Annotated in this window: 21 protein-coding genes, 3 tRNA genes and 1 other RNA gene; 15 read left to right on the forward strand and 10 right to left on the reverse strand. The window is 68.3% G+C overall.

The window, feature by feature from the left end:
- The first annotated feature begins 492 nt into the window (after nt 1-492).
- From ACX80J_RS13400 to ACX80J_RS13420, 5 genes are all read left to right on the forward strand, one after another.
- Complete coding sequence (locus ACX80J_RS13400; RefSeq protein ID WP_459343355.1) at nt 493-912, forward strand: DUF3052 domain-containing protein; 420 nt, start codon at nt 493-495, stop codon at nt 910-912.
- Between the two features lie 3 nt (nt 913-915).
- Entirely contained in the window at nt 916-1,380 is a 465-nt protein-coding gene (locus ACX80J_RS13405) for a redoxin domain-containing protein (RefSeq protein ID WP_459348118.1), read from the forward strand.
- Nucleotides 1,377-2,327 (forward strand): NAD-dependent protein deacetylase, encoded by a 951-nt coding sequence (locus ACX80J_RS13410; RefSeq protein WP_459348119.1) that lies wholly within the window; start codon nt 1,377-1,379, stop codon nt 2,325-2,327. Before ACX80J_RS13405 ends, ACX80J_RS13410 begins: the two co-directional genes overlap by 4 nt.
- Before the next feature lie 116 nt (nt 2,328-2,443).
- Nucleotides 2,444-3,070, forward strand: a complete 627-nt coding sequence (locus ACX80J_RS13415; protein WP_459348120.1) for a hypothetical protein — start codon at nt 2,444-2,446, stop codon at nt 3,068-3,070.
- A 153-nt stretch (nt 3,071-3,223) separates the two neighbouring features.
- Nucleotides 3,224-3,433 (forward strand): hypothetical protein, encoded by a 210-nt coding sequence (locus ACX80J_RS13420; RefSeq protein ID WP_459348121.1) that lies wholly within the window; start codon nt 3,224-3,226, stop codon nt 3,431-3,433.
- Nucleotides 3,434-3,531: 98 nt separating this feature from the next.
- Here the strand turns inward: ACX80J_RS13420 and ACX80J_RS13425 are convergent.
- A tRNA-Val gene (locus tag ACX80J_RS13425) sits at nt 3,532-3,604 on the reverse strand.
- 97 nt (nt 3,605-3,701) lie between these two features.
- Nucleotides 3,702-4,928, reverse strand: a complete 1,227-nt coding sequence (rlmN, locus tag ACX80J_RS13430; RefSeq protein WP_459348122.1) for a 23S rRNA (adenine(2503)-C(2))-methyltransferase RlmN — start codon at nt 4,926-4,928, stop codon at nt 3,702-3,704.
- A 232-nt stretch (nt 4,929-5,160) separates the two neighbouring features.
- Between rlmN and gndA the strand changes: the two genes are divergently transcribed.
- On the forward strand, nt 5,161-6,597 hold the full coding sequence (gene gndA, locus ACX80J_RS13435; RefSeq protein ID WP_459348123.1) for an NADP-dependent phosphogluconate dehydrogenase: 1,437 nt from the start codon (nt 5,161-5,163) through the stop codon (nt 6,595-6,597).
- 56 nt (nt 6,598-6,653) lie between these two features.
- Here gndA and epsC read toward each other — a convergent pair whose 3' ends face one another.
- From epsC to msrA, 3 genes are all read right to left on the reverse strand, one after another.
- Nucleotides 6,654-7,241: a serine O-acetyltransferase EpsC gene (gene epsC / locus ACX80J_RS13440; protein WP_087075947.1), complete on the reverse strand. Its 588-nt coding sequence runs from the start codon at nt 7,239-7,241 to the stop codon at nt 6,654-6,656.
- Nucleotides 7,242-7,302: 61 nt separating this feature from the next.
- Nucleotides 7,303-8,238 carry a cysteine synthase A gene (cysK, locus tag ACX80J_RS13445; protein ID WP_459348124.1) on the reverse strand — a complete coding sequence of 312 codons (936 nt, stop codon included), beginning with the start codon at nt 8,236-8,238 and terminating at the stop codon, nt 7,303-7,305.
- Nucleotides 8,239-8,344: 106 nt separating this feature from the next.
- On the reverse strand, nt 8,345-8,869 hold the full coding sequence (gene msrA / locus ACX80J_RS13450) for a peptide-methionine (S)-S-oxide reductase MsrA (RefSeq protein ID WP_459343348.1): 525 nt from the start codon (nt 8,867-8,869) through the stop codon (nt 8,345-8,347).
- Between the two features lie 104 nt (nt 8,870-8,973).
- Here msrA and ACX80J_RS13455 point away from each other — a divergent pair, with 104 nt between their 5' ends.
- The 3 genes from ACX80J_RS13455 (at nt 8,974) to ACX80J_RS13465 (ending at nt 11,637) form a co-directional block, all read left to right on the forward strand.
- Nucleotides 8,974-9,852: a Nif3-like dinuclear metal center hexameric protein gene (locus tag ACX80J_RS13455; protein ID WP_459348125.1), complete on the forward strand. Its 879-nt coding sequence runs from the start codon at nt 8,974-8,976 to the stop codon at nt 9,850-9,852.
- 100 nt (nt 9,853-9,952) lie between these two features.
- Nucleotides 9,953-10,696, forward strand: a complete 744-nt coding sequence (locus ACX80J_RS13460) for a zinc ribbon domain-containing protein (protein ID WP_459348126.1) — start codon at nt 9,953-9,955, stop codon at nt 10,694-10,696.
- A gap of 2 nt (nt 10,697-10,698) precedes the next feature.
- Nucleotides 10,699-11,637, forward strand: coding sequence for a reverse transcriptase-like protein (locus ACX80J_RS13465; protein ID WP_459348127.1), 939 nt, complete (start codon nt 10,699-10,701; stop codon nt 11,635-11,637).
- A 3-nt stretch (nt 11,638-11,640) separates the two neighbouring features.
- On the opposite strand, the gene ACX80J_RS13470 is transcribed toward ACX80J_RS13465, so the two are convergent.
- On the reverse strand, nt 11,641-12,402 hold the full coding sequence (locus tag ACX80J_RS13470; RefSeq protein WP_459348128.1) for a YaaA family protein: 762 nt from the start codon (nt 12,400-12,402) through the stop codon (nt 11,641-11,643).
- 81 nt (nt 12,403-12,483) lie between these two features.
- Between ACX80J_RS13470 and rnpB the strand changes: the two genes are divergently transcribed.
- The 3 genes from rnpB (at nt 12,484) to ACX80J_RS13485 (ending at nt 15,185) form a co-directional block, all read left to right on the forward strand.
- Nucleotides 12,484-12,880, forward strand: an RNA gene (gene rnpB / locus ACX80J_RS13475) — RNase P RNA component class A.
- A gap of 130 nt (nt 12,881-13,010) precedes the next feature.
- Entirely contained in the window at nt 13,011-13,286 is a 276-nt protein-coding gene (locus tag ACX80J_RS13480; RefSeq protein ID WP_459348129.1) for a hypothetical protein, read from the forward strand.
- Nucleotides 13,287-13,928: 642 nt separating this feature from the next.
- The gene (locus ACX80J_RS13485) at nt 13,929-15,185 is read left to right on the forward strand and encodes an MFS transporter (RefSeq protein ID WP_459348130.1); all 1,257 of its coding nucleotides are present in this window, start codon (nt 13,929-13,931) and stop codon (nt 15,183-15,185) included.
- 107 nt (nt 15,186-15,292) lie between these two features.
- Here ACX80J_RS13485 and def read toward each other — a convergent pair whose 3' ends face one another.
- The 4 genes from def to orn all read right to left on the reverse strand — a co-directional run bounded on the left by def (nt 15,293) and on the right by orn (nt 18,002).
- Nucleotides 15,293-15,865 carry a peptide deformylase gene (def, locus tag ACX80J_RS13490; RefSeq protein ID WP_459348131.1) on the reverse strand — a complete coding sequence of 191 codons (573 nt, stop codon included), beginning with the start codon at nt 15,863-15,865 and terminating at the stop codon, nt 15,293-15,295.
- A gap of 5 nt (nt 15,866-15,870) precedes the next feature.
- Entirely contained in the window at nt 15,871-17,043 is a 1,173-nt protein-coding gene (locus ACX80J_RS13495; RefSeq protein ID WP_459348132.1) for an acyl-CoA dehydrogenase family protein, read from the reverse strand.
- 145 nt (nt 17,044-17,188) lie between these two features.
- Nucleotides 17,189-17,261 (reverse strand) — tRNA-His (locus ACX80J_RS13500).
- A gap of 138 nt (nt 17,262-17,399) precedes the next feature.
- Entirely contained in the window at nt 17,400-18,002 is a 603-nt protein-coding gene (gene orn, locus ACX80J_RS13505) for an oligoribonuclease (RefSeq protein WP_459343339.1), read from the reverse strand.
- A gap of 364 nt (nt 18,003-18,366) precedes the next feature.
- Between orn and mptB the strand changes: the two genes are divergently transcribed.
- From mptB to ACX80J_RS13520, 3 genes are all read left to right on the forward strand, one after another.
- The gene (gene mptB, locus ACX80J_RS13510) at nt 18,367-19,887 is read left to right on the forward strand and encodes a polyprenol phosphomannose-dependent alpha 1,6 mannosyltransferase MptB (protein WP_459348133.1); all 1,521 of its coding nucleotides are present in this window, start codon (nt 18,367-18,369) and stop codon (nt 19,885-19,887) included.
- A gap of 61 nt (nt 19,888-19,948) precedes the next feature.
- Nucleotides 19,949-20,368, forward strand: a complete 420-nt coding sequence (locus ACX80J_RS13515; protein ID WP_459343337.1) for a DUF3224 domain-containing protein — start codon at nt 19,949-19,951, stop codon at nt 20,366-20,368.
- A 52-nt stretch (nt 20,369-20,420) separates the two neighbouring features.
- Nucleotides 20,421-20,493: transfer RNA gene (locus ACX80J_RS13520), tRNA-Arg, on the forward strand.
- Nucleotides 20,494-20,499 lie beyond the last annotated feature (6 nt).

Here is a 20,499-nt window from a genome sequence, read left to right on the forward strand (position 1 = left end):
TGTACTGCGCGCGCTCGGTGCCCTGGGTGCGAATCAGCTGGTCGAGGGATTCGATCCACTCCGCGGTCTCTTCCGGATCCCCATCGGGCTTACCGACGGTCAACCCGCTCAGAATATCCGCCGTACCTTGTTCTGCAGCCACGCGATATCTCTCCACTTCCACAGATCATGTCTGTGTCGCTTTATGCCTGCGCCCGGCTCGTGGGCCCGCGCAGGGATGCAAGCCCCGGTGCTTGGACCGCGGCCATATAAGGCCACACTCTATCGCCGCCGGGCCTTCCATGCGTAGCCGGACCGGGGCCGCCGGGTAGATTACGCCGAGGGCGTGCCCTTCCTGCCCCGGTGCGGACGCCGGGCGCCGCTCCGGGGCACTCGGAGCCCCAAATCGACGCACTGGCTTGATGCTTGGCGGATAAGGGTGTTGGCTGGTAGCAATGTATATCTACACGAGGGCCCGTCAGCCGACAGTCCCGTCTTTCCAGGAGGAGCTAAGTGAGCGAGGCTGAAGCCGCCACTGCGGTCAACGTGGCAGGCAAGTTGGGTTTCAAGGACGGAGACCTTGTTCAGGAACTCGGCTACGACGACGACGTCGACTTCGACTTCCGGGAGAGCCTGGAGGACGGCATCGGCTCCGAGCTGCTCACGGAGGATGACCAGGACGTCGTCGACGGTGTGATCCTCTGGTGGCGCAACGGGGACGGCGACCTCGTCGATGCCCTCGTGGACGCCCTGACCTCGCTCGGCGCCGGCGGCGTCGTATGGCTCTTCACGCCCAAGTCCGGCCGCCCGGGCTATGTCGCTCCGGCGGACGTCCAGGAAGCCGCTCCGACGGCCGGCCTGCATTCGACGTCGTCGGCCGGAGTCTCCAAGGAATGGGCCGCGACGCGGCTCGTCAGCCGCCGGAAGCAGTAGGCGTTGCCGCTCGAGATCGGGTCCGCCGCGCCCAGGTTCACGCTCGACAACCAGTTCGGTGAGACCGTGGACAGCGCGTCGCTCGTCGGCGGGTCCGTCGTCGTCTTCTTCCCGTTCGCCTTCTCCCGCGTGTGCACCGATGAACTCGGCCAGCTCCGGGAAAACCTCGACCTCTTCGACGCCGCGGGCGTCACGCTGGTCGCGGTATCCGTCGACCACAAGTACACGCTGCGCGCCTTCGCGGACGCGAACGACATCTCCTTCGACCTCCTGGCCGACTTCTGGCCCCACGGCTCGGTGACCCGCGCCTTCGACGCCTTCGACGCCGTCCACGGGTACGCGGAGCGGGTCAGCTATGTCCTGGACGGCACCGGCACCGTGCGTGCCGTGGTGTCGTCGCCGCACGGACAGGGACGACCCATCGCCGACTACGCGCGAGCGCTGGGCTCGGTCGAAGCCGCACTGTGACGGCGGAGGGGGACAAGCACGACCAGGACGGGCCCGGATCCAACCCGCGCCTCGGTCTGACCGGGTTCGCGAGCGGGAACCCGGCGTCGGGCCTGAATCCCCTGGCCCCCGGGGAGCGCCACCTCCTCGACCAGGCCGTGGACCTGCTCGGCGGACTGCGGCTTGCCGTGCTGACCGGAGCGGGACTGAGCACCGACTCGGGCATACCCGACTACCGCGGCCCGCAGTCCGTCCCGCGCAATCCCATGACCTACCAGCAGTTTGTGGGCGACGAAGCGCTCCGCCGCCGGTACTGGGCGCGCAACCACGTCGGCTGGAGGCATCTCCGCCGTGCCGACCCGAACGCGGGCCACGCGGCCGTGGCGAGACTGGAGCAGCGGGGCCTGCTCTCGGGCCTCATCACCCAGAACGTCGACAGGCTCCACTCCTCGGCCGGGAGCGTGAACGTCATCGACCTGCACGGGACGTTCGACCGCGTCGTGTGCCTGCAGTGCGCGTCGACCTTCGCGCGATCCCGCATCGCCGAGATCCTCGAGGACCTCAATCCCGGGTACCTCGAGCGGGAGTCCGACGCCGGCGACGTGGCCCCCGACGCGGACGCGGATGTCGACGACACCGAGGACTTCGTGATGGCACCCTGCCCGGTGTGCGGCGGGATGCTGAAGCCCGACTTCGTCTACTTCGGCGAGAACGTGCCGAAGGACCGTGTCGCCGACGCATACGCCATGGTGGATGCCGCAGGGGCATTGCTCGTCGCCGGGTCGTCCCTGACGGTCATGAGCGGACTCCGCTTCGTCCGGCACGCCGTCAAGGCGGGCAAGCCCGCCGTCATCATCAACCGCGGCTGGACGCGCGGCGACGACCTCGCCACCCTCAAGATCGAGGCAGGCGTGTCGGAGGCCCTGACGTACCTCGCCGAGCGGCTGCCCGAACTTCCGCGGGCCTAGGTATCCACCCCCGGCTGGTCCGAGTAGTCAACCCGCAAAGCGAGTAGCGCCCACTGTTTCCCCGTCATCGACTGCGCCGTAGGTTCAACCCATAGGTCTCTCAACTGGGGTGGAACATGCGTCATTCAACAAGGTCTCTGCTGGTCGCTCTCGGAACAGTGATGGCTGCGGCCGTCGCCCCCCTCGCCCTCGAATACCAGGGGCAGGCTGCGGAGGACGCTCCCGTCTCCGCCGTCGTCGAGGCGGTCGCTCCGGCGCCGTCAGGTGCCGCCGGCGACGCCGTTGCGGATCCCGCCCCGTCGACGGGCGGGCAGGACTCCCCGGTGCCCGAGGATACGCCGCCTGCTCCCGCTCCGGCTCCGGCTCCGGCTCCTGCTCCCGCTCCGGCTCCGGCTCCCGCCTGGCCGGGCAGCGGCATGATTGGCGACCTCTCGCCCGGCTCGCTGCCCGTCCCGCCTTACCCGCAGTGTCCTGTCACCGAGGCAGGGGCCTGGTGGACCGACCCCGCTGACCCCTACACCTGCATCCCGCCGGGCTCCGTGCCGTTCCACGAGCCCACGCCACCGGGGATCGATCCGGAACTGCTCGAGCCGATCTTTGAGGAGCCTCAGACGCCGCCCGGTCCCGGCGATGACTGCAGGCTTGTCGGCGCGCTGCAGTGCACCGTGACCATCATGGGCCAGGACTATGTGCTGACGTTCTCCGACGGCAAGCCCGTCGGCGTGGCGGAGGCTCGGCAGTAGCCCTCGGGGCCGCTGGACCCGAGCCGTACCGGCGAGACGGCGGCATCTGTCGCGGGCGTCGTTTCCCGTACCTGTCCGCTCGAATCCAGCCCGTGGCATTGTCTGATGGATTGGGCTTGGCAGCCCGTGACCGTATACGCCTAGGCTTGGCGCATGAAGAGCACAATGCGCTGGAATCGAAGGACGGCCATGTTCGTTATTGGCGCTTCGATGCTTGCCCTCTGCGTGGCGGCCCGCAGGTTGGGTATCGGAATGGGCGCTGACGGTCCGTCCCTCTGGCTTGCTCTGCTGTTCCTCAGCGGGGCTGCGCTGATTCTGATCGTGTTCATCGGACGACTGGCCTCGATCGTCAGGAAGCGTTGAATGGCCGGGAGTTTCAGTCGGCCGCAAAGAGACCAACCGCACAGCAGAAAACCCCGCCATTCAAGGGTGGGGCCCTTGGAGTAGCGGGGTTTCGATAGTGGGTCCTACCGGGATCGAACCGATGACATCCACGGTGTAAACGTGGCGCTCTACCAGCTGAGCTAAAGACCCTGGTCCTGGATGCCGTCCCGCCGGCTACAGCCGGCAGCGCGTCATCACGAGGATCGACTATACCGGCTCGGCGGAGGATCGCGCCAATCCGTTCACGCTACTCGCCGGCCGCCAGCTGTCCGCAGGCACCGTCGATCTCCTTGCCGCGCGTATCGCGCAGGGTGGTGGGGATGCCGGCGTCGCGCAGACGGTTGATGAACTCCGTCGAGACGCTCTTCTCCGACGCGGTCCAGATGGAGCCCGGCGTGGGGTTGAGCGGGATCGGGTTGACGTGCACCCAGCCACGGCCGCGCTGGTTGAGTTTCTTGGCCAGCAGGTCGGCACGCCACGCGTGGTCGTTCATGTCCTTGATGAGCGCGTACTCGATGCTCACGCGGCGCCCGGTGGTCCGGTAGTAGTTGTAGGCCGCGTCGAGGGCCTCGTCGACCTTCCAGCGCGTGTTCACCGGGATGAGCTCGTCGCGGAGTTCGTCGTCGGGTGCGTGGAGCGACAGCGCGAAGGTGACCGGCAGCGACTCGGCCGCCAGCTTGTTGATGGCCGGCACCAGACCGACCGTCGACACGGTGATGTTGCGGGCCGACATGCCGAGACCCTCGGGGGAGTCGTCGACGAAGCGGTGCAGGGCCGCCATGACCCGCTTGTAGTTGGCCAGCGGCTCGCCCATGCCCATGAAGACGATGTTGGTCACGCGGTCGGCGTCGTGCCCGCCATCGGTGCGAAGGTCGCCCAGCGCGCCCTCGGCGAGGGCACGGTTCGCGGCGACCACCTGGTCCACGATCTCGGCCGTGGACATGTTGCGCGTCAGGCCGGCCTGGCCCGTCGCGCAGAACGGGCAGTTCATGCCGCACCCCGCCTGGGATGACACGCAGAGCGTCACGCGGCCCGGATAGCGCATCAGGACCGACTCGACGAGGGCGCCGTCGAAGAGGCGCCAGAGGAACTTGATGGTGTCACCGTTGTCCGTGGTCAGGCGCTTCACCTCGGTGAGCAGCGGCGGGAACATGGCCTGCACCAGCTCCTCGCGCCCCGCCTTCGGCAGGTCGCTCATGGCGGCCGGGTCCGTGGTGTAGTGCGAGAAGTAGTGCGTGGACAGCTGCTTCGCACGGAAGCCCTGGTGGCCCAGTTCCTTCAACCGGTCCTGCCGCTCGGCAAGGGTCAGGTCCGCCAGGTGCACCGGCGGCTGGCTGACGCGCGGCGACTTGAACTGCAGCAGCGGCCTGCCGTCGCTGGAGACGATCGGCTCGGCGCCCTCGACTTCGGGGCGCACCTGAGGGCGCGAGGAGGCGGGGGCAGGGGCGGCGGGGGTAACCGTAACGTCGGACATCCTTATCATTCTTTCATGGATGGCGCCAGCGTCCCAGTCGACGGCGTGTTCGAAGGGACACTTCCCCTCTCGGAACCCGCCGACATAAAACGGCGGGTCCGGTCGCGCGTGTGGCGGCGGGTGTTGCGACGGTAATAGTGTGAAAGCGGCCGGTTGGCCCGCGCGGGAACGCGCCCGAAAGCACCGGTACATGCAGCGCACTGCATGCAGCGGATAAACGACGGAGAACACATTGAGCGCACAGATCGGCGTCACAGGCCTGGCAGTCATGGGAGCGAACCTCGCCCGGAACCTGGCCCGCAACGGCTACACGGTGGCCCTGCACAACAGGTCGGTGGAGAAGACCGACACCCTGCTGGAGAAGCACGGGAACGACGGCGACTTCATCCGCACCGAGACCCTGCAGGAACTGGTCGACTCCCTCGAGAAGCCCCGCCGTGTGCTGATCATGGTGAAGGCCGGCAAGCCGGTGGATTCGGTGATCGACCAGCTGACCCCGCTGCTGGAGCCCGGCGACATCGTGATCGACGGCGGCAACTCGCACTACGAGGACACGCGCCGCCGCGAGGCCGCCCTCTCCCAGCAGGACCTGCACTTCGTCGGCGTCGGGGTCTCCGGCGGCGAGGAGGGCGCCCTCCTGGGCCCGTCGATCATGCCCGGCGGCTCCCGCGAGTCCTACGATTCCCTCGGCCCGATGCTGGAGAAGATCTCCGCGAAGTACAACGGTGAGCCGTGCTGCACGTGGATCGGCACGGACGGTGCCGGGCACTTCGTGAAGATGGTGCACAACGGCATCGAGTACGCCGACATGCAGGTCATCGGGGAGGCCTTCGACCTGCTGCGCTCGGGTGCCGGGATCGAACCGGCCGAGCAGGCGAAGATCTTCACCGACTGGAACGCGGGCACGCTGTCCTCCTTCCTCATCGAGATCACCGCCGAGGTCCTCGGCCACACGGACGCGCGCACGGGCAAGCCCTTCGTCGACGTCGTCGTCGACGCCGCCGGGCAGAAGGGCACCGGGCGCTGGACCGTGGTCTCCGCGCTGGAACTGGGCAGCCCCACCTCGGGCATCGCCGAGTCGGTCTTCGCCCGCGCCCTGTCCTCGCAGAAGGACCAGCGGGTCCTGGCCCAGGACATCCTGCAGGGCCACGAGGGCAGCGTCGAGCTGCCCGAGAGCTTCGTGGAGGACGTCCGCCTGGCCCTGTACGCGTCCAAGCTCGTCAGCTACGCCCAGGGCATCGACATGCTCACCGCGGCCGCGAAGGAGTACGGCTGGGAGCTCAAGCTCGACGAGATCGCCTCGCTGTGGCGTGCCGGCTGCATCATCCGCGCCGAGCTGCTCGACGACATCATGAAGGCCTACGCCGGCGACGAGCGCCCCGCGAACCTGCTGCTCGCCCCCGCATTCGCCGAAGCCATCGCCGGCGCGGTCCCGGCGTGGCGCCGCGTGGTCGCGACCGCCGTGCAGCTGGGCATCCCCGTCCCGGTCTTCTCGGCATCGCTGGCCTACTACGACGGCCTGCGCCGCAAGCGCCTGCCCGCCGCCCTCACCCAGGGCCTGCGCGACCTCTTCGGCGCGCACACCTACAACCGCGTCGACACCGACGGCACGTTCCACACCCTGTGGGGCGAGGACAAGTCCGAGATCGAAGCCGTCGACACCCACTGACGGCCCCCGCAACGACAGAAGCCCCGGACCTCGGTCCGGGGCTTCTGTCGTTGCGGCTAGATGTAGATGGCGGGGTCCACGTACTCCGCGGGGTCGACGGCAGGTTGCGTCTCCCGCCGCGAGTCGCGGTGGCGGAACGTCGCCGGGATGCCCGTGACGATGGAATCGGGTGGCGTGTCCTTCACCACGACGGCGTTGGCGCCGACGGCGCTGCCCGCCCCGATGGTGATGGGGCCCAGCACCTTGGCTCCCGCCCCGATGGTGACGCGGTCACCGATCGTGGGGTGGCGCTTGACCTTCTCCAGCGAGCGGCCGCCGAGCGTCACGCCCTGGTAGAGCATGACGTCGTCGCCGATCTCCGCGGTGCTGCCGATCACGATGCCCATCCCGTGGTCGATGAAGAACCGGCGCCCGATGGTCGCCGCCGGATGGATCTCGACACCGGTGAGTGCCCGCGCGAGCTGGGCGAGGGCGCGCGCGGGGAAGCGCAGCTTTTCGTTGCGCCACATCCGGTGGGTGAGGCGATGCACCCAGATGGCATGGAGCCCGGAGTACACGACGGTGTTCTCGAAGGACCCGCGGGCAGCCGGATCGTGGGTCCGTGCGGTCTCGAGGTCCTCGCGCAGTCGTTCTAGAAAGCTCACCGGCTACCTTTTCCTGGGGATGTCGTGGTCTCGGACGGTATCCGAGGTCGTGCGGGCGGTCTCAGCCGCGGATGTCGTCGAAGAGCACCGTCGAGATGTAGCGTTCGCCGAAGTCGCAGACGACGGCCACGATGAGCTTACCGGCGTTCTCCGGACGCTTCGCGAGCTCCAGGGCGGCCCAGACGATGGCCCCGGACGAGATGCCGCCGAGGATGCCCTCCTGGGTGCCCAGGGCGCGTGCCACCCGCACGGAGTCCTCGACCGTCGCGTCCAGCACCTCGTCGTACGCCTCGCGGTCGAGGTTCTCCGGGATGAAGTTGGCGCCGAGGCCCTGGATCTTGTGGGGGCCCGGAGCTCCGCCGTTGAGGATGGGGGAGTCGGCGGGCTCGACGGCGACGATTTGCACGCCGGGCTTGCGCTCCTTCAGCACCTGGCCGACGCCCGTGATGGTGCCGCCGGTTCCGACACCGGCGACGAAGATGTCCACCCCGCCGGCGGTATCCTCCCAGACCTCCTCCGCCGTGGTGGTGCGGTGGATGGCCGGGTTCGCGGCGTTGGCGAACTGCTGCGCCCAGATGGCGTTCTCCGTCGTCGCGACGATGTCCTTCGCCCTGTCGACGGCGCCGCGCATGCCCTCCGAGCCCGGGGTCAGCACGATCTCGGCACCATAGGCCCGCAGCATCACGCGCCGCTCGGTGGACATGGTCTCCGGCATCGTCAGGATGACCTTGTATCCCCGTGCGGCTCCGACCATCGCCAGGGCGATGCCGGTGTTGCCGGAGGTGCCCTCGACGATCGTTCCACCGGGACGGAGGGCGCCTGCCTGCTCCGCCGCGTCGATGATGGCCACGCCGATGCGGTCCTTCACGCTGTTGGCGGGGTTGTAGAACTCCAGCTTGACGGCGACCTGGGCGTCGAGCCCCTCGGTCAGGCGGTTGAGTCGGACGAGGGGCGTCCGTCCCACCAACTGGGTAACGTCGTCATAGATCTTTGCCATGCGGGAGCCTGCCTGTTCGGGTGCGGTGGATGTCGGCGTCGGGCGGGGCGGATCCGAACCGCCCGGGACCGACGGCGGTCAGCTTAACGGGTGGTCCGGGTTGCACCTACGCGGCGAGCCACTGGGCGTAATATTTCCGCGCCTTGGACAGCTTCGGGTTGATGATCACCTGGCAGTAGCCCTGCTCGGGGTGCTTCGCGTAGTAGTTCTGGTGCCAGTCCTCCGCGACGTGGAACCGGGGGAGCCTGCTGACCTCGGTGACGATCGGGTTCTTCCAGTTCTCCTGGTTGCGCCGGATCGCGTCCTCGAACAGTTCCTTCTGCTCCGCGTCCTGGTAGTACATGACGCTGCGGTACTGCGTGCCGACGTCGTAGCCCTGCCGGTTCAGCGTGGTGGGGTCGTGGGACACGAAGTACATGTCCAGGATGACGTCCTCGGGGATCACGTCCTCGTCGAAGGTCACCGCCACGACCTCCGCATGGCCGGTCATCCCCGAGCAGACGGAATCGTAGTCAGGGTGCCTCGTGTGCCCGCCGGTGTAGCCCGAAACGACCTCGGTCACTCCGCGGGTCTTCTGGTAAAGGGCGTCGAGGCACCAGAAACAGCCTCCTCCGAGCACGAAAGTCTTCATGTCCTTGTCAATGCGCCGCGGGCACAGATGATTCCCGGGGCGGATGGCCCGCCTGCGAACGGCGGAAGTTGGAGGCGTTCCGTGGCGGGGGTATTACTGGTGTCATGGAACAGAACCAGCACGACGACGCTCCGGTGGCAGCGGCGGCACCAACCGTCGGCGACGTCCTGCTTGCCATCGGCGAGTTGTGGCCCGAGAGCCTCGCAGAGGGCTGGGACGCCGTCGGGCTCGTGGCCGGCAGGGCGGAAAACCGCGCGGTGAAGATCCTGTTCGCGGTCGACCCGTCCGCTGCCGTCCTCGACGAGGCGCTCGCCTGGGGAGCGTCGATGATCGTGTCCCACCACCCGCTCCTGCTGAAGCCCGTCTCGTCGGTCGCGGCGTCCGGGTTCAAGGGCGACGTCGTCCATCGGTTGATCGAGGCGGGGTGCGCCCTCGTGACCGTTCACACCAACGGCGACAGTGCGGTCGGCGGCGTGTCCGACGTCCTGGCCGACGCCCTCGGGCTGCGCGACGTCGAACCGCTCGCACCGGCTGCCGGGGGCCTGCCCGAGGAGGGCATCGGGCGCGTGGGCGATCTCGGGACGCCGGTGACGCTCGGCGCCTTCGCCGAGGCGGTCTTCTCCATCCTGCCCGCCGTCGCAGGAGGAGTCAGGGTCGCAGGCAACAGCGATGCGTTGGTGCGCCGCGTGGCCGTGTGTGGTGGAGCCGGCGACTCCCTGTTCGATCGCGTCCGTGCCAGCCGGGCCGATGTCTACGTCACCGCCGACCTGCGCCACCATCCGGCCTTCGAGGTCCGGGAGGCCGCAGCGGGCGGCCCGCCCTACCTGATCGACGTCTCCCACTTCGGCAGTGAGTGGTTGTGGCTGACGCCGGCCGCGGACGCCTTGTGCGATGTGCTGAGCGCGCGAGGCTTCCTGACCGATATCCGGGTCAGCGGGGTCAACACGGACCCCTGGGACTTCGTCCTCACACCCGGCAGCTGATGTCCCGTCACCGACGTCCGGCCGCGGCGGCGTGGCCTAGGCTTGGACGACGCCCACGCCCGTTCGTCGTGCCCCATCCGACCCATCCTGGAGGTTAACCGTGGCCAAGGCTGCACCCGAGGAACAACTCCGCCTGCTCGACCTGCAGGCGCTCGATTCGACCCTCAACAAGCTGAGCCGGCAGGCTGCTGCCGCGCGCGCCAACCCCGAGCTCGGCACGGTGGCCGCCCGGGTGGCCGAGGTGGACGCGGAACTCGTGCGCGCCACCACGGAGCTGGGGGACCTCGAGCGTGAGCTGACCCGCGCGGAGGACGAGGTGCAGGCGGTCGTCAACCGCCTCGAACGCGACGAGAAGCGCCTGAACAGCGGAACCGGGACCTCGAAGGACCTGACGGCGCTGCAGCACGAGGTCGCGTCCCTCACCAGGCGGCGCTCGGACCTCGAGGACGTCGAACTCGACGTCATGGAACGGGTGGAGGCGGCACGCACCGCCCAGGCCGAGGTCCAGGGTCGGACGGACTCCGTCAGGGCGGAGCTCCGGGCCCTCGAGGAGGCGCGTGACGCCGAACTCGCGGCCCTCGAGGCGCAGCGCGGCCAGGTGCAGGCGCAGCGCGACGAACTCGCGGCGACCTTCGACGCGGGGCTGCTCGCGATCTACGAACGGATCCTCGCCAAGCGCGGCGTCGGTGCCGCACGCCTGTTCCACGGCAAGTCCGAGGGTTCGGGGATGCAGCTGAGCCCGGGCGACCTCGCCGACATCTCCGGTTCCGCCCCCGACGACATCGTGCTGTGCCCCGACTCCGGGTGCATCCTCGTTCGTTCCGGCGACTGGGGAAACCAGTAGCCGTGACAGATCAGCAGTTGTTCGACCCGTACGAATCCAGCGCATCAACGAAGCAGGACCAGGGCGCCCCTGCTCGGCTCATCGTCGAGGCCGACGGCGGCTCGCGCGGCAATCCCGGGCACGCGGGCTACGGCGCCCTCGTGCGCGACCCGGAGACGGGCCGCATCCTCGTGGAGAAGGCCGCCTACATCGGCAAGGCCTCCAACAACGTCGCGGAGTACTCAGGGCTCGTCTCGGGGCTGGAACTGGCCCGTGAGATCAATCCTCGGGCAGCCGTCCACGTGAAGATGGACTCCAAGCTGGTCGTCGAGCAGATGTCCGGCCGGTGGCAGATCAAGCACGCCGACATGCGCACGCTGGCGGCTAAGGCGCGGAAGGTCCTCGATCCGCGCCAGGTGAGCTACGAGTGGATTCCGCGCGAGCGGAACAAGGACGCCGATCGGCTGTCCAACGAGGCGATGGACGCCGGCATGGCCGGCGTCGAGTGGAAACCGCGTGCCGCCGCCGTGCAGCCGGAGGAGCCCGAGGCTCCGGCCGAGGAGGCCCCCCGTCCCGCAGGCAGGCTCCACCACCTGGAGGTGTGGACCCAGGACATCGCTGCCTCAGAGGCGAGCCTGGGCTGGCTGCTCGAACGGCTGGGCTTCCCCCGCAGGGACTCCTGGAAGGACGGGGTGAGCTACGGCTCCGACGAGTTCTACCTCGTCCTGGAAAGCGGTCCCGACGTCGCCGCCGGCGCCCACGAGCGCCGCCGGCCCGGCGTGAACCACCTCGCATTCCGCGCCGGCGCACGAGCCGACGTCGACCTGCTGGCGCGGCGTGCTGCGAGCCACGGATGGTCCCTGATGTTTACGGACAGGCACCCGTTCGCGGGCGGGCCGGAGCACTATGCCGCCTACCTCGAGAACGCCGAGGGCTTCGAAGTGGAGCTGGTCGCCGACTGACCGTCAGTCGAGCACGATGGTGAGCTGCGCGGGCTTCCGGCCGCCGGAAGGCTCGAGCTCCGCTGTCCACTTCTCGCGGGCCACCTTGAGCAGGGCCTCCGCCGTCTCCGGCGCGGTACCGCGTCGCGTCAGCAGGTGGCGGGCGAATTCGCCGCGCGTGTGCTTGGCGAAATGGGACACGACGGTCCTCCTGCCGTTGCGCAGCTGGACCACGTTGACGGCCGCGCTCTGCTGCGCCGGCGGCGCCCAGGCGGCGGCATAGGTGCTCGACCGGCAGTCGACGACGAGCCCCGCGCCTGCGTGCTCGGTCAGGGGAGAGGCGAGGTGCTTCTTCCAGAAGCTCGCCAGCCGTCCCGTCCCGGGCAGGTCGACCGACATCGACAACCGGTAGGCGGGGATCGGATCGCCGAACGCGATCGCGCCCCACAGGCCCGAGACGACGACGCAGTGCTCGCGTGCCCTGCGCTTCTGCACCGGGGTCATGCCGGCGTAGCCGAGCGCGTCGTAGAGGACCCCGGAATAGACGTCGTGTGCGGGAGCGGCCGGGGCTACGTCGAGCACCAGGTTCCGGGCTACATCGGCTGCGAGGGATTCTCCTACGCCGAGGATCGCGTGCGCGTCCGCGGCGCTGCTGGCGCTCTTGAGGGCGGCCAGGACAGCCCGGCGGGCGTCGTTGAGTTCCGGGAAGTGCAGGTCCTCCAGGTGGACCGGACCACCCTTGCGGGCTGCGGACTTGCCTTCGGACGGGGGAAGCAGGATCAGCACCGATCAACTGTACCCAACCGGGACGGCTCACCGTGCCCCCGGACAGGACGGCCGGCTGGGCCGCCTAGAATGGTTCCTGGATGGGTCGACCAGGCGGCCGCGTTGGACGGTGCTCGCACCGCTCCACCGAGGAACGTCCGGGCTCCGCAGGGCAGGGTGGTGGGTAACGCCCACTCGGGGTAACCCGCAGGCCAGTGCCACAGAAAAGAGACCGCTGTCCGCCGCAGGCTTCGGCCGCTGCAGGCAGTAAGGGTGAAAAGGCGGTGTAAGAGACCACCAGCACGCCGGGTGACCGGCGTGGCTCGGTAAACCCCACCCGGAGCAAGGCCAGACAGTGCACGTTCGAGGGCTGCCCGCCCGAGTGCACGGGTAGGCCGCTGGAGGGCGTCGGCAACGGCGTTCGTAGATGGATGGCCGCCACTCGCGCGACGGTAACGGCGAGCGATGACAGAACCCGGCGTATCGGTCGACCCATCCCTCGACCCCCTGCCGCGCTTCGGCAGGCATCGCCCCTCCCCGCCGGAATAGTGCAATCCCATAATCCGGGTTGCGCGGGAACGGCCACCTTGGTTTCATCGTGTCCAGGCTGGGCCGACAGGAGGGCAGCGATGACAACCGGAGCAGAACTTCGGAGCGACGTCTCGGTCATGATGCGCCTGATGCATGCGACGCCGGAAGAACTGTGGCTGACGTACTTCGCCGACTCCGGTGATGCCAGCGAGCACGAGGTGGAGGAGTGGCTGTACGGGGTTCGCGAGCTGCCGGCCCCCCAGGTGGACCTGTTGGGCGTGGCGGTCAACGACCTCGCCGAGGAACACGGTCTCCAGACCCGGGTGGGAGACATCGCCGAGCGCAGTGCGGCTTTTCTTGCGGGTGAGGTGTAGCGGCAGGGACCGCAGCGGGAGCGCGTCGCGACCGACGTCGCCCGGAGAACGGTTCCGCCCCGTGACGGTTCTGGTACGCGCCCGGCGCGTCGCGCGGTGTCCCGCGCCGTCGGGCGGCCTACCCTATGGGAACCGCCGCAGGTCTCAAACGCAATTGCGACGGTAACGAACGGGTCGGCATACTGCTGGGGCTTCGGGCCGGCCCGTTCACCTCGCACACCGGTGGTTTCCGAAGGCACCGGTGGTTCCCGACGTCGGGCGGCGCGAGGCCGGGCAGAAAACGGTCCCCCGTACCCGGTCTCAAGAGGTAGGGGGACCGCCCGGCGTCTATAGCCGCCTCGGAAGCGCATCGACCGCGGTACTGCTGGGGAACGACCGCGGGACACCCTCCCATGAACCATTTTCCGCTCACCCTTGCCGCGCGGCAATCTCAGCGGACGGGCTAAGCCAAGGGAGAAACCGGGAACTTCCGCCAGCGCGACAAGTTATTACCAAAGCGAACTATTATCAGCCGCGGGATCTCCACCGTCAAGACCAGAGGAAGTGAGGCCGAGAAGTGGTCGAATGCGGCAGGGATCCCTACGCGTCCTCCGTTAGGGTGATCGGATGAGCGCTGGGGGTACAGGGAGAAGACACCTTCTGGTGCGCAACCAGAACTTCCGGGCCCTGATGGTTTCCAGTACATCCGGAGTGCTCGGCAATGCCGTCGCAGCCGTGGCTCTGCCGATCATCGCCGCGGTCGAACTCGATGCCAGCAACTTCGAGGTCGCGGCGCTCGCCGGCATGACGTTCCTGCCCTGGCTCCTCTTCGGGCTCGTCATCGGCGTCTGGGTGGACCGGCTACCCCGGAAGCCGGTGATGCTGGCATCGCTCGTCGTACGCGTGATCGTGCTCGCCCTGCTGCCGGTCGGCTACTGGCTCGGATTCCTCAGCACGCCTTTGCTGTTCGGTGCTGCCTTCGTCGCAGGGATCACGTCCGTGTTCTTCCAGCTGGCGGATGCCGCCCTCGTCCAGCAGGCCATCACGGCGGACGAGCTGATGGAGGGCAACGGCCTCATCACCGGCTCGGGCGCAGCGGCGGACGCGGCCGGCCGCTCCGCAGCCGGCTGGCTCACCAGCGCGGCAGGCGCGTCGAACACCCTGGTCGTGCAGCTGGCGACGTCGATCGTCTCCCTCGTGGCCATCCAGCGCCTCGACGTCGCGGAGGTGGTGCAGCCCCAGAGCGACCGGCGGGTCCTGCGCGAGATGTACGAGGGTCTCCGGTACACCTTCAGCACGGCGCCCCTGCGCGCCATCCTCTTCAATGCGGCCCTGTGGAACCTCGGCGGCAACATCGCAGCCTCTCTGATCGTCCTGCTGGTCCTGAGGACGCTGGGGGAGTCGGAGGTCTGGCTGGGGCTGCTGCTGGCGGCGGCATCCGTCGGCGGAGCGGTCGGCGGGGTAACGGCGAACCGGATGGGGGAACGGTTCGGCTCGGGTCCGCTGTGGCGCTGGTCAATGGTGCCCGGCGTGTTCGGCTATGCCTCGCTGCTGATCATCACACCCGGGTGGGGCATGGCCTGGGGAATCCTCGGCATGTTCACCATGGGAGCGAGCGTTGCCTGGAACATCGTGGTCGGCTCGAGCTTCCGGCAGCGCGTCTGCCCGCCGGGGATGATGGGACGGCTGGGTGCGGCTTCCCGGACGGTGAGCTGGGGGATGCTCGCGCTGGCAAGCCTGCTCGCAGGCATCCTCGCGGAGATGGTCGGGATCCGCGAGGCCGTCCTGATCGGCGTCGTCATCGCATGCACCGCCCCGCTCGTGGCCCTGCTCGGGCCGCTGCGGGGCGTCCGGCGCCTGGAGGACCTCGTCGAGGCTCCCGCCGCCGACTCCCGGCTCGGGGCTTCGAAGAGCACCTGATCCGACATCCCCGCTCGCGGCCGCTGCACGGACCCGGTCACGACCCGGCCGGACAGCAGCCCAGGACAGGAGCACAGCACGAGCGGCGGAGCATGTCCCCGGCGGTCCTAGTGGCCGAACGGGTCCGGATCCACGCCGGGCATCCAGGAGAGTCCCGGCACCCCCCAGCCGTGGCTCTTCATCGCCTTACCGGCCTTCCGCGCCTGCCGGTTGTTGAGGCGGTCGACGTAGAGCTTCCCGTCCAGGTGGTCGTACTCGTGCTGCATGCAGCGGGCGAACCATCCCGTGGCCTCGAACTCGACGGGCGCGCCGTCGCCGTCGAACCCGGAGACCCGCGTCCACTCGGCACGCTTGAGCGGGAAGGCCTGGCCGGGGACGGAGAGGCACCCCTCGGACTCGTCTTCGGGATCGGGGTCCGACCCGGGGATCTTGGAGGTCACGAGCGTGGGATTGACGAGGACACCACGCGGCGCCACGCCGTCGTCGTTCTCCATGCCGTACACGAAGATCCTCAGGCCCACGCCGATCTGCGGGGCCGCGAGACCCACGCCATTGGCGACGTCCATGGTCTCGAACATGTCGGCGATCAGGGCGCGCAGCTCGTCGTCGAAGGACTCGACCGGCTGGGCACGCCGGTGGAGGACCGGTTCGCCCGTGATGGTGATGGGGTGGACAGTCATGGGACCTACCTGTTCTGGGTGCTCCGGTCCGCGATCGACCGGCCGATGGATTCGCGCATGATCTCGCTGGTGCCACCGAAGATGGTCAGCAGCCGTGCGGCCAGGAAGGCCTGCGAGACCGGGTATTCGAGGATGTAGCCGTAGCCGCCGTGCAGCTGGAGGCACCGGTCCGTGATGGACTTGGCCCGCTCGCTCGCCCACAGCTTGGCCTGCGCGGCGGCGGTCGGCGTCAGCGTCCCCGCGTTGAACGCGAGCACCGCCTGGTCGACGAAGGCCTCGGTCACCTCGACCTCGGTCAGGACGTCGGCGAGGACGTGACGGGTGTTCTGGAAGTCGAGCACACGCTCGCCGAAGGCGCTGCGCTCCGTGACGTACCGGACGGTCTGCTCGTAGGTCGCCCTTGAAAGGGCGGCGGAGGCGACCGCGATGCCCAGGCGCCCCTGCGGGATCTGCTCGAGGCTGTAGCGCAGGCCCTGGCCGACCTCGCCGACGAGGTCGGCGCCCGGGACCCTCACGTTGTCGAAGAACAGTTCTGCAGTGTCGGAGGCCCGCAGGCCCATCTTGTCCAGCTGGCGCCCGGGTGTGTAGCCCTCGCCCTTGCGGACCATAAAGAGGGAGAAGGAGTCACTGGAGCCGCGGCCGGAACTGCCGTCCGTGCGGGCGAGCACGAGGGAGGCGTCCCCTCTGATGCCGTTGCCGATGAAGACCTTCTGCCCGCTGATCAGCCAGTCGTCGCCGTCGCGCACCGCTTTCGTGCGGATCCCGCGCAGGTCACTGCCCGCTCCGGGTTCGGTCCAGGCGCAGGAGGTCACGATCTCGCCGGACACCATGCCCGGGAGCCACCGCTCCTTGAGGTCGTCCGACCCGTGGGCCAGCAGGTGCGGAAGGACCAGGTCGTCGTGCAGGTGGAAGGCGAGCCCGACGGCGAGGTGGTTGCTGCGGGCGAACTCCTCGTCGAGCACGGTGCGGAAGCGGTAGTCGGGCATCCCCGCGCCGCCGAACTCCTCGGGTACGGCCAGTCCGAGCAGGCCCTGCTCGCCCGCGGCGGTCCAGACGGACCGGTCCATCATGTGCTGCTGGTCCCAGCCCGCATAGTGGGGAGCGACGGCACGCTCGTTGAACTCGCGGGCGACGTCCCGGAAAAGCTCGTGATCCTCTTCGAACACCGTGCGTTCCATGGTCTTGGTCCTTCGTTGCTGTCAGCCGGAGGCGGGTATGCACCATGCCGTCCGGGCTGGGGCTTGCTGGGGCCGGAAATGCGTATGCCGCCCCGGATGATCTCCGGGGCGGCATACGTGGCCAGGATTCATCCTGACGACTGAGGGTGAGTAACGGGGGTTGAACCCGCGACCTCCTGGACCACAACCAGGCGCTCTGCCAACTGAGCTATACCCACCATGTGTCTTCGCGGCCGGCCCGGTGGATTACCTCCTCCAGGCTGTCTGCGAAAGGCAGCGGATACAAGTTTACACACTTTTTTGAGTGCTTCGGACCGCCGCGCCAACGGCGCCGTCCCGGACCCTGCGGGGGAGGGTCAGGGCACGATCGTGCGGGCGATGGCCTTGCTCGTGGCCGAGTCCGGTCCGGGGGAGGGGACGAAGACCGCGGCGCGGTAGTAGCGCAGCTCCCGGATCGAATCCTCGATGTCGCCGAGCGCGCGGTGTCCGCCCGTCTTGGCGGGCGACTGGAAGTAGGCGCGCGTGAACCAGCGGCGAGCGAGTTCCTTGATGGTCGACACGTCGATGACGCGGTAGTGCAGGTGATCGACGACGAGCGGCATGTCGCGGACGAGGAAGGTGCGGTCCGTCCCGACGGAGTTGCCGGCCAGCTGCGCCTTCCTCGGCTCCGGCACCCACTTCCTGATGTAGTCCAGGACCTGCTGCTCGGCCTCCGCCATGGTGATGCCGCCGTCGAGCTCCTCGAGCAGGCCCGACGTCGTGTGCATCTCCCGTACGAAGTCACCCATCTGCGCGAGGGCCTCGGGCGTGGGCTTGATCACGACGTCCACACCGTCACCCAGGATGTTCAGTTCGGCGTCGGTCACGAGGACGGCGACTTCGATGAGGGCGTCATGAGCGAGGTCCAGCCCCGTCATCTCGCAGTCGATCCAGACGATGTGTTCATTCGATATGGGCATTCGACCAATGTACCGTCCGGTACCGACGCCCTCGCGCCCATTCTTCGCGGTCCTCCGCCGTCCAGATGCGGACCCTCGCGGTCCTCCGCGGTCCTAGCGGTCCCTCGCGGTCCGGATGTGGACCCGCCGACCGTCCGACGCTCCTGACGGGGACCGCTCGCCTCCCGGCTGCCCGGCCGGCACCAGGGGCCGGTGCTAATATTCGAACAGTTCGCTCAGGGCTGCGGGGAGATCTGGGTAACCCTGCTGCCTCCAGCAAGGGCGCCGTACCGCGGGGCTCCCGCCGTTCAGCTCCCGGCGTCACCGGCCTGAGGACATGGGCGTTCCACGCCGACTTCTGCTTGCCGACGATTGGATTCCCCAGATGGCCGCCCAGGTCCCGCTCACCGAGGTCGAGACGTTGCCGGGGCCGAACCGTCCTCATGTCGCGATCGTCCAGGGATTCATCGGGTCCCTGATGATGTGGATGGGATCGCTCGGCGTCGGCTGGCTGTCGCTGGCGTCCGCCGAGCTCCGGCGCAACCCCGTCATCATCTGGCTGCGTTTCGAGCCCGCCGGTGCTGTGCTGTCCGTACTGCTCCTGGCGCTGGGTGGCATGCTCCTGATCCGGGCGTGGCTCCGGCTGGGCCAGCGGCTCAACGGCTGGTCGGACGACACCCGACCGCACCTGATGAAAGCCATAGTCGCCTGGACCATCCCGCTTGCCGTGGCACTGCCCCTGTTCAGCCGGGACGTCTTCGCCTACATAGCCCAGGGCCAGGTCATGGTCGCCAAGCTGAACCCCTACGTGGACGGCTACTCCCAGATCTCGAACTACCTCCAAATCGGCGCCGACGACCTCTGGGCCCAGAGCCCCACGCCGTACGGTCCGGTGTTCCTCTGGATCGAGGAGGGCATCGTCAGGGTGACCGGCGGGCACCCCGACACCTCGATCATCCTGTTCCGGGTCGTCGCCCTCATCGGTGTAGCGCTCTGCGTCTACTTCGTTCCGAAGCTCGCCGCCCTCCACTCGATCAACGCGAACCGCGCTCTCTGGCTGACCGTCGCCAACCCGCTGTTCCTCATCAACTTCGTTGCGTCGATCCACAACGATTCGCTGATGATCGGCCTCGCGCTCGCAGGGCTGTACTGCGCTGCGACGAAGCGCCCGGTGCTCGGGATCCTGCTGATCACCCTGTCCGTCGGGATCAAACCGATCACCCTGATCTTCCTACCCTTCGTGGGGCTGATGTGGGCCGGCAGGGGAGCCTCCTGGCCACGGCGCTTCCTCTACTGGTTCCTGACCGCCGGGCTGTCCCTCGGGATCCTCTGGATCATGGGCGTCGTGAACACCTTCGGGTTCGGCTGGGTCGGCGCGCTCAGCACCCCCGGCAGCGTCTGGATCTGGTACGCCCCGGTCGGCTTCATCGGACTGGTCATCGCCACGCTGGGCAACGCGGTCGGCCTGAACGGGTGGGACCTCGCCAGCGTGTTCCATACCCTCGCGCGCCTGGGCTCACTGGTGATCATCGCGCTGCAGATCTTCCGCGGTGACCACAGCCGCCTTGTCCGGAGGCTCGCCATCGCCTTCGCCGCCGTCGTCGTCCTCTCACCGATGATCCAGTCCTGGTACGTCGTCTGGCTCATTCCGCTGTTCGCCGTCACGGGGATACGCGAGGACTGGCAGGTGAAGTTCCTCTACTTCACCGTTGCCTTCTTCATGGTCTATGCGATCTCGGATCAGCTGGACATCTTCCCCTACTTCGACTTCAGCCTCATGATGGCGCGCCAGGTGGCAGCCGTCGTCGCCCTCGGCTTCGCGCTCTACCTGGTCTTCGTCGACCGCAGTACGAAGATCCTGTTCCGGCGTCGATACCGGCCACTGGCACCGGGCCAATTGCACTGACGCCGGCACACCGGTCCGGAAACGGCATGCGGGACCGGCGACGAGCGGCAATACTAAGCAGATGATTGAAACAGGAACGACGACGTACAGCGGCGAGTTCGAGATCACGGCCTGGGATGCCGAGACCTATTCCGAGCCCGGCAGCACCGGCGAACTGTCCCGGGTCCGGGCCGCGAAGGTCTTCGAAGGGGACATCAGCGGGACGAGCACGGCGGAACTGCTGATGGCGGGGAACGACATCGGTGCGGGGTATGTGGCGTCGGAACAGTTCGTGGGGACGATCGGGGACCGCTCCGGCGCAATGACTGTCCAGCACTGGGGGGTCGCCGAGGGATCCGATGCGGCGAGCTCCGGCCACATCATCCCGGGTTCCGGCACGGACGGGCTCCGCGGCATCTCGGGCAAGGCCATCTATTCGCAGGACCCGGACGGCCAGCATCGCCTCGAGCTGAGGGTGAGTTTCGCCGACGACGACGAGTAGGTGGGAGCGGTTCCGGAAGAGGTGGAAGCGGCCATAGTAAACTGGGGGAAATGCCTCCGTAGCTCAGGGGATAGAGCAGGGGCCTTCTAATCCTCTGGTCGCAGGTTCGAATCCTGCCGGGGGCACAGGAT

The sequence above is a fragment of the Arthrobacter rhamnosi genome (assembly GCF_054510975.1).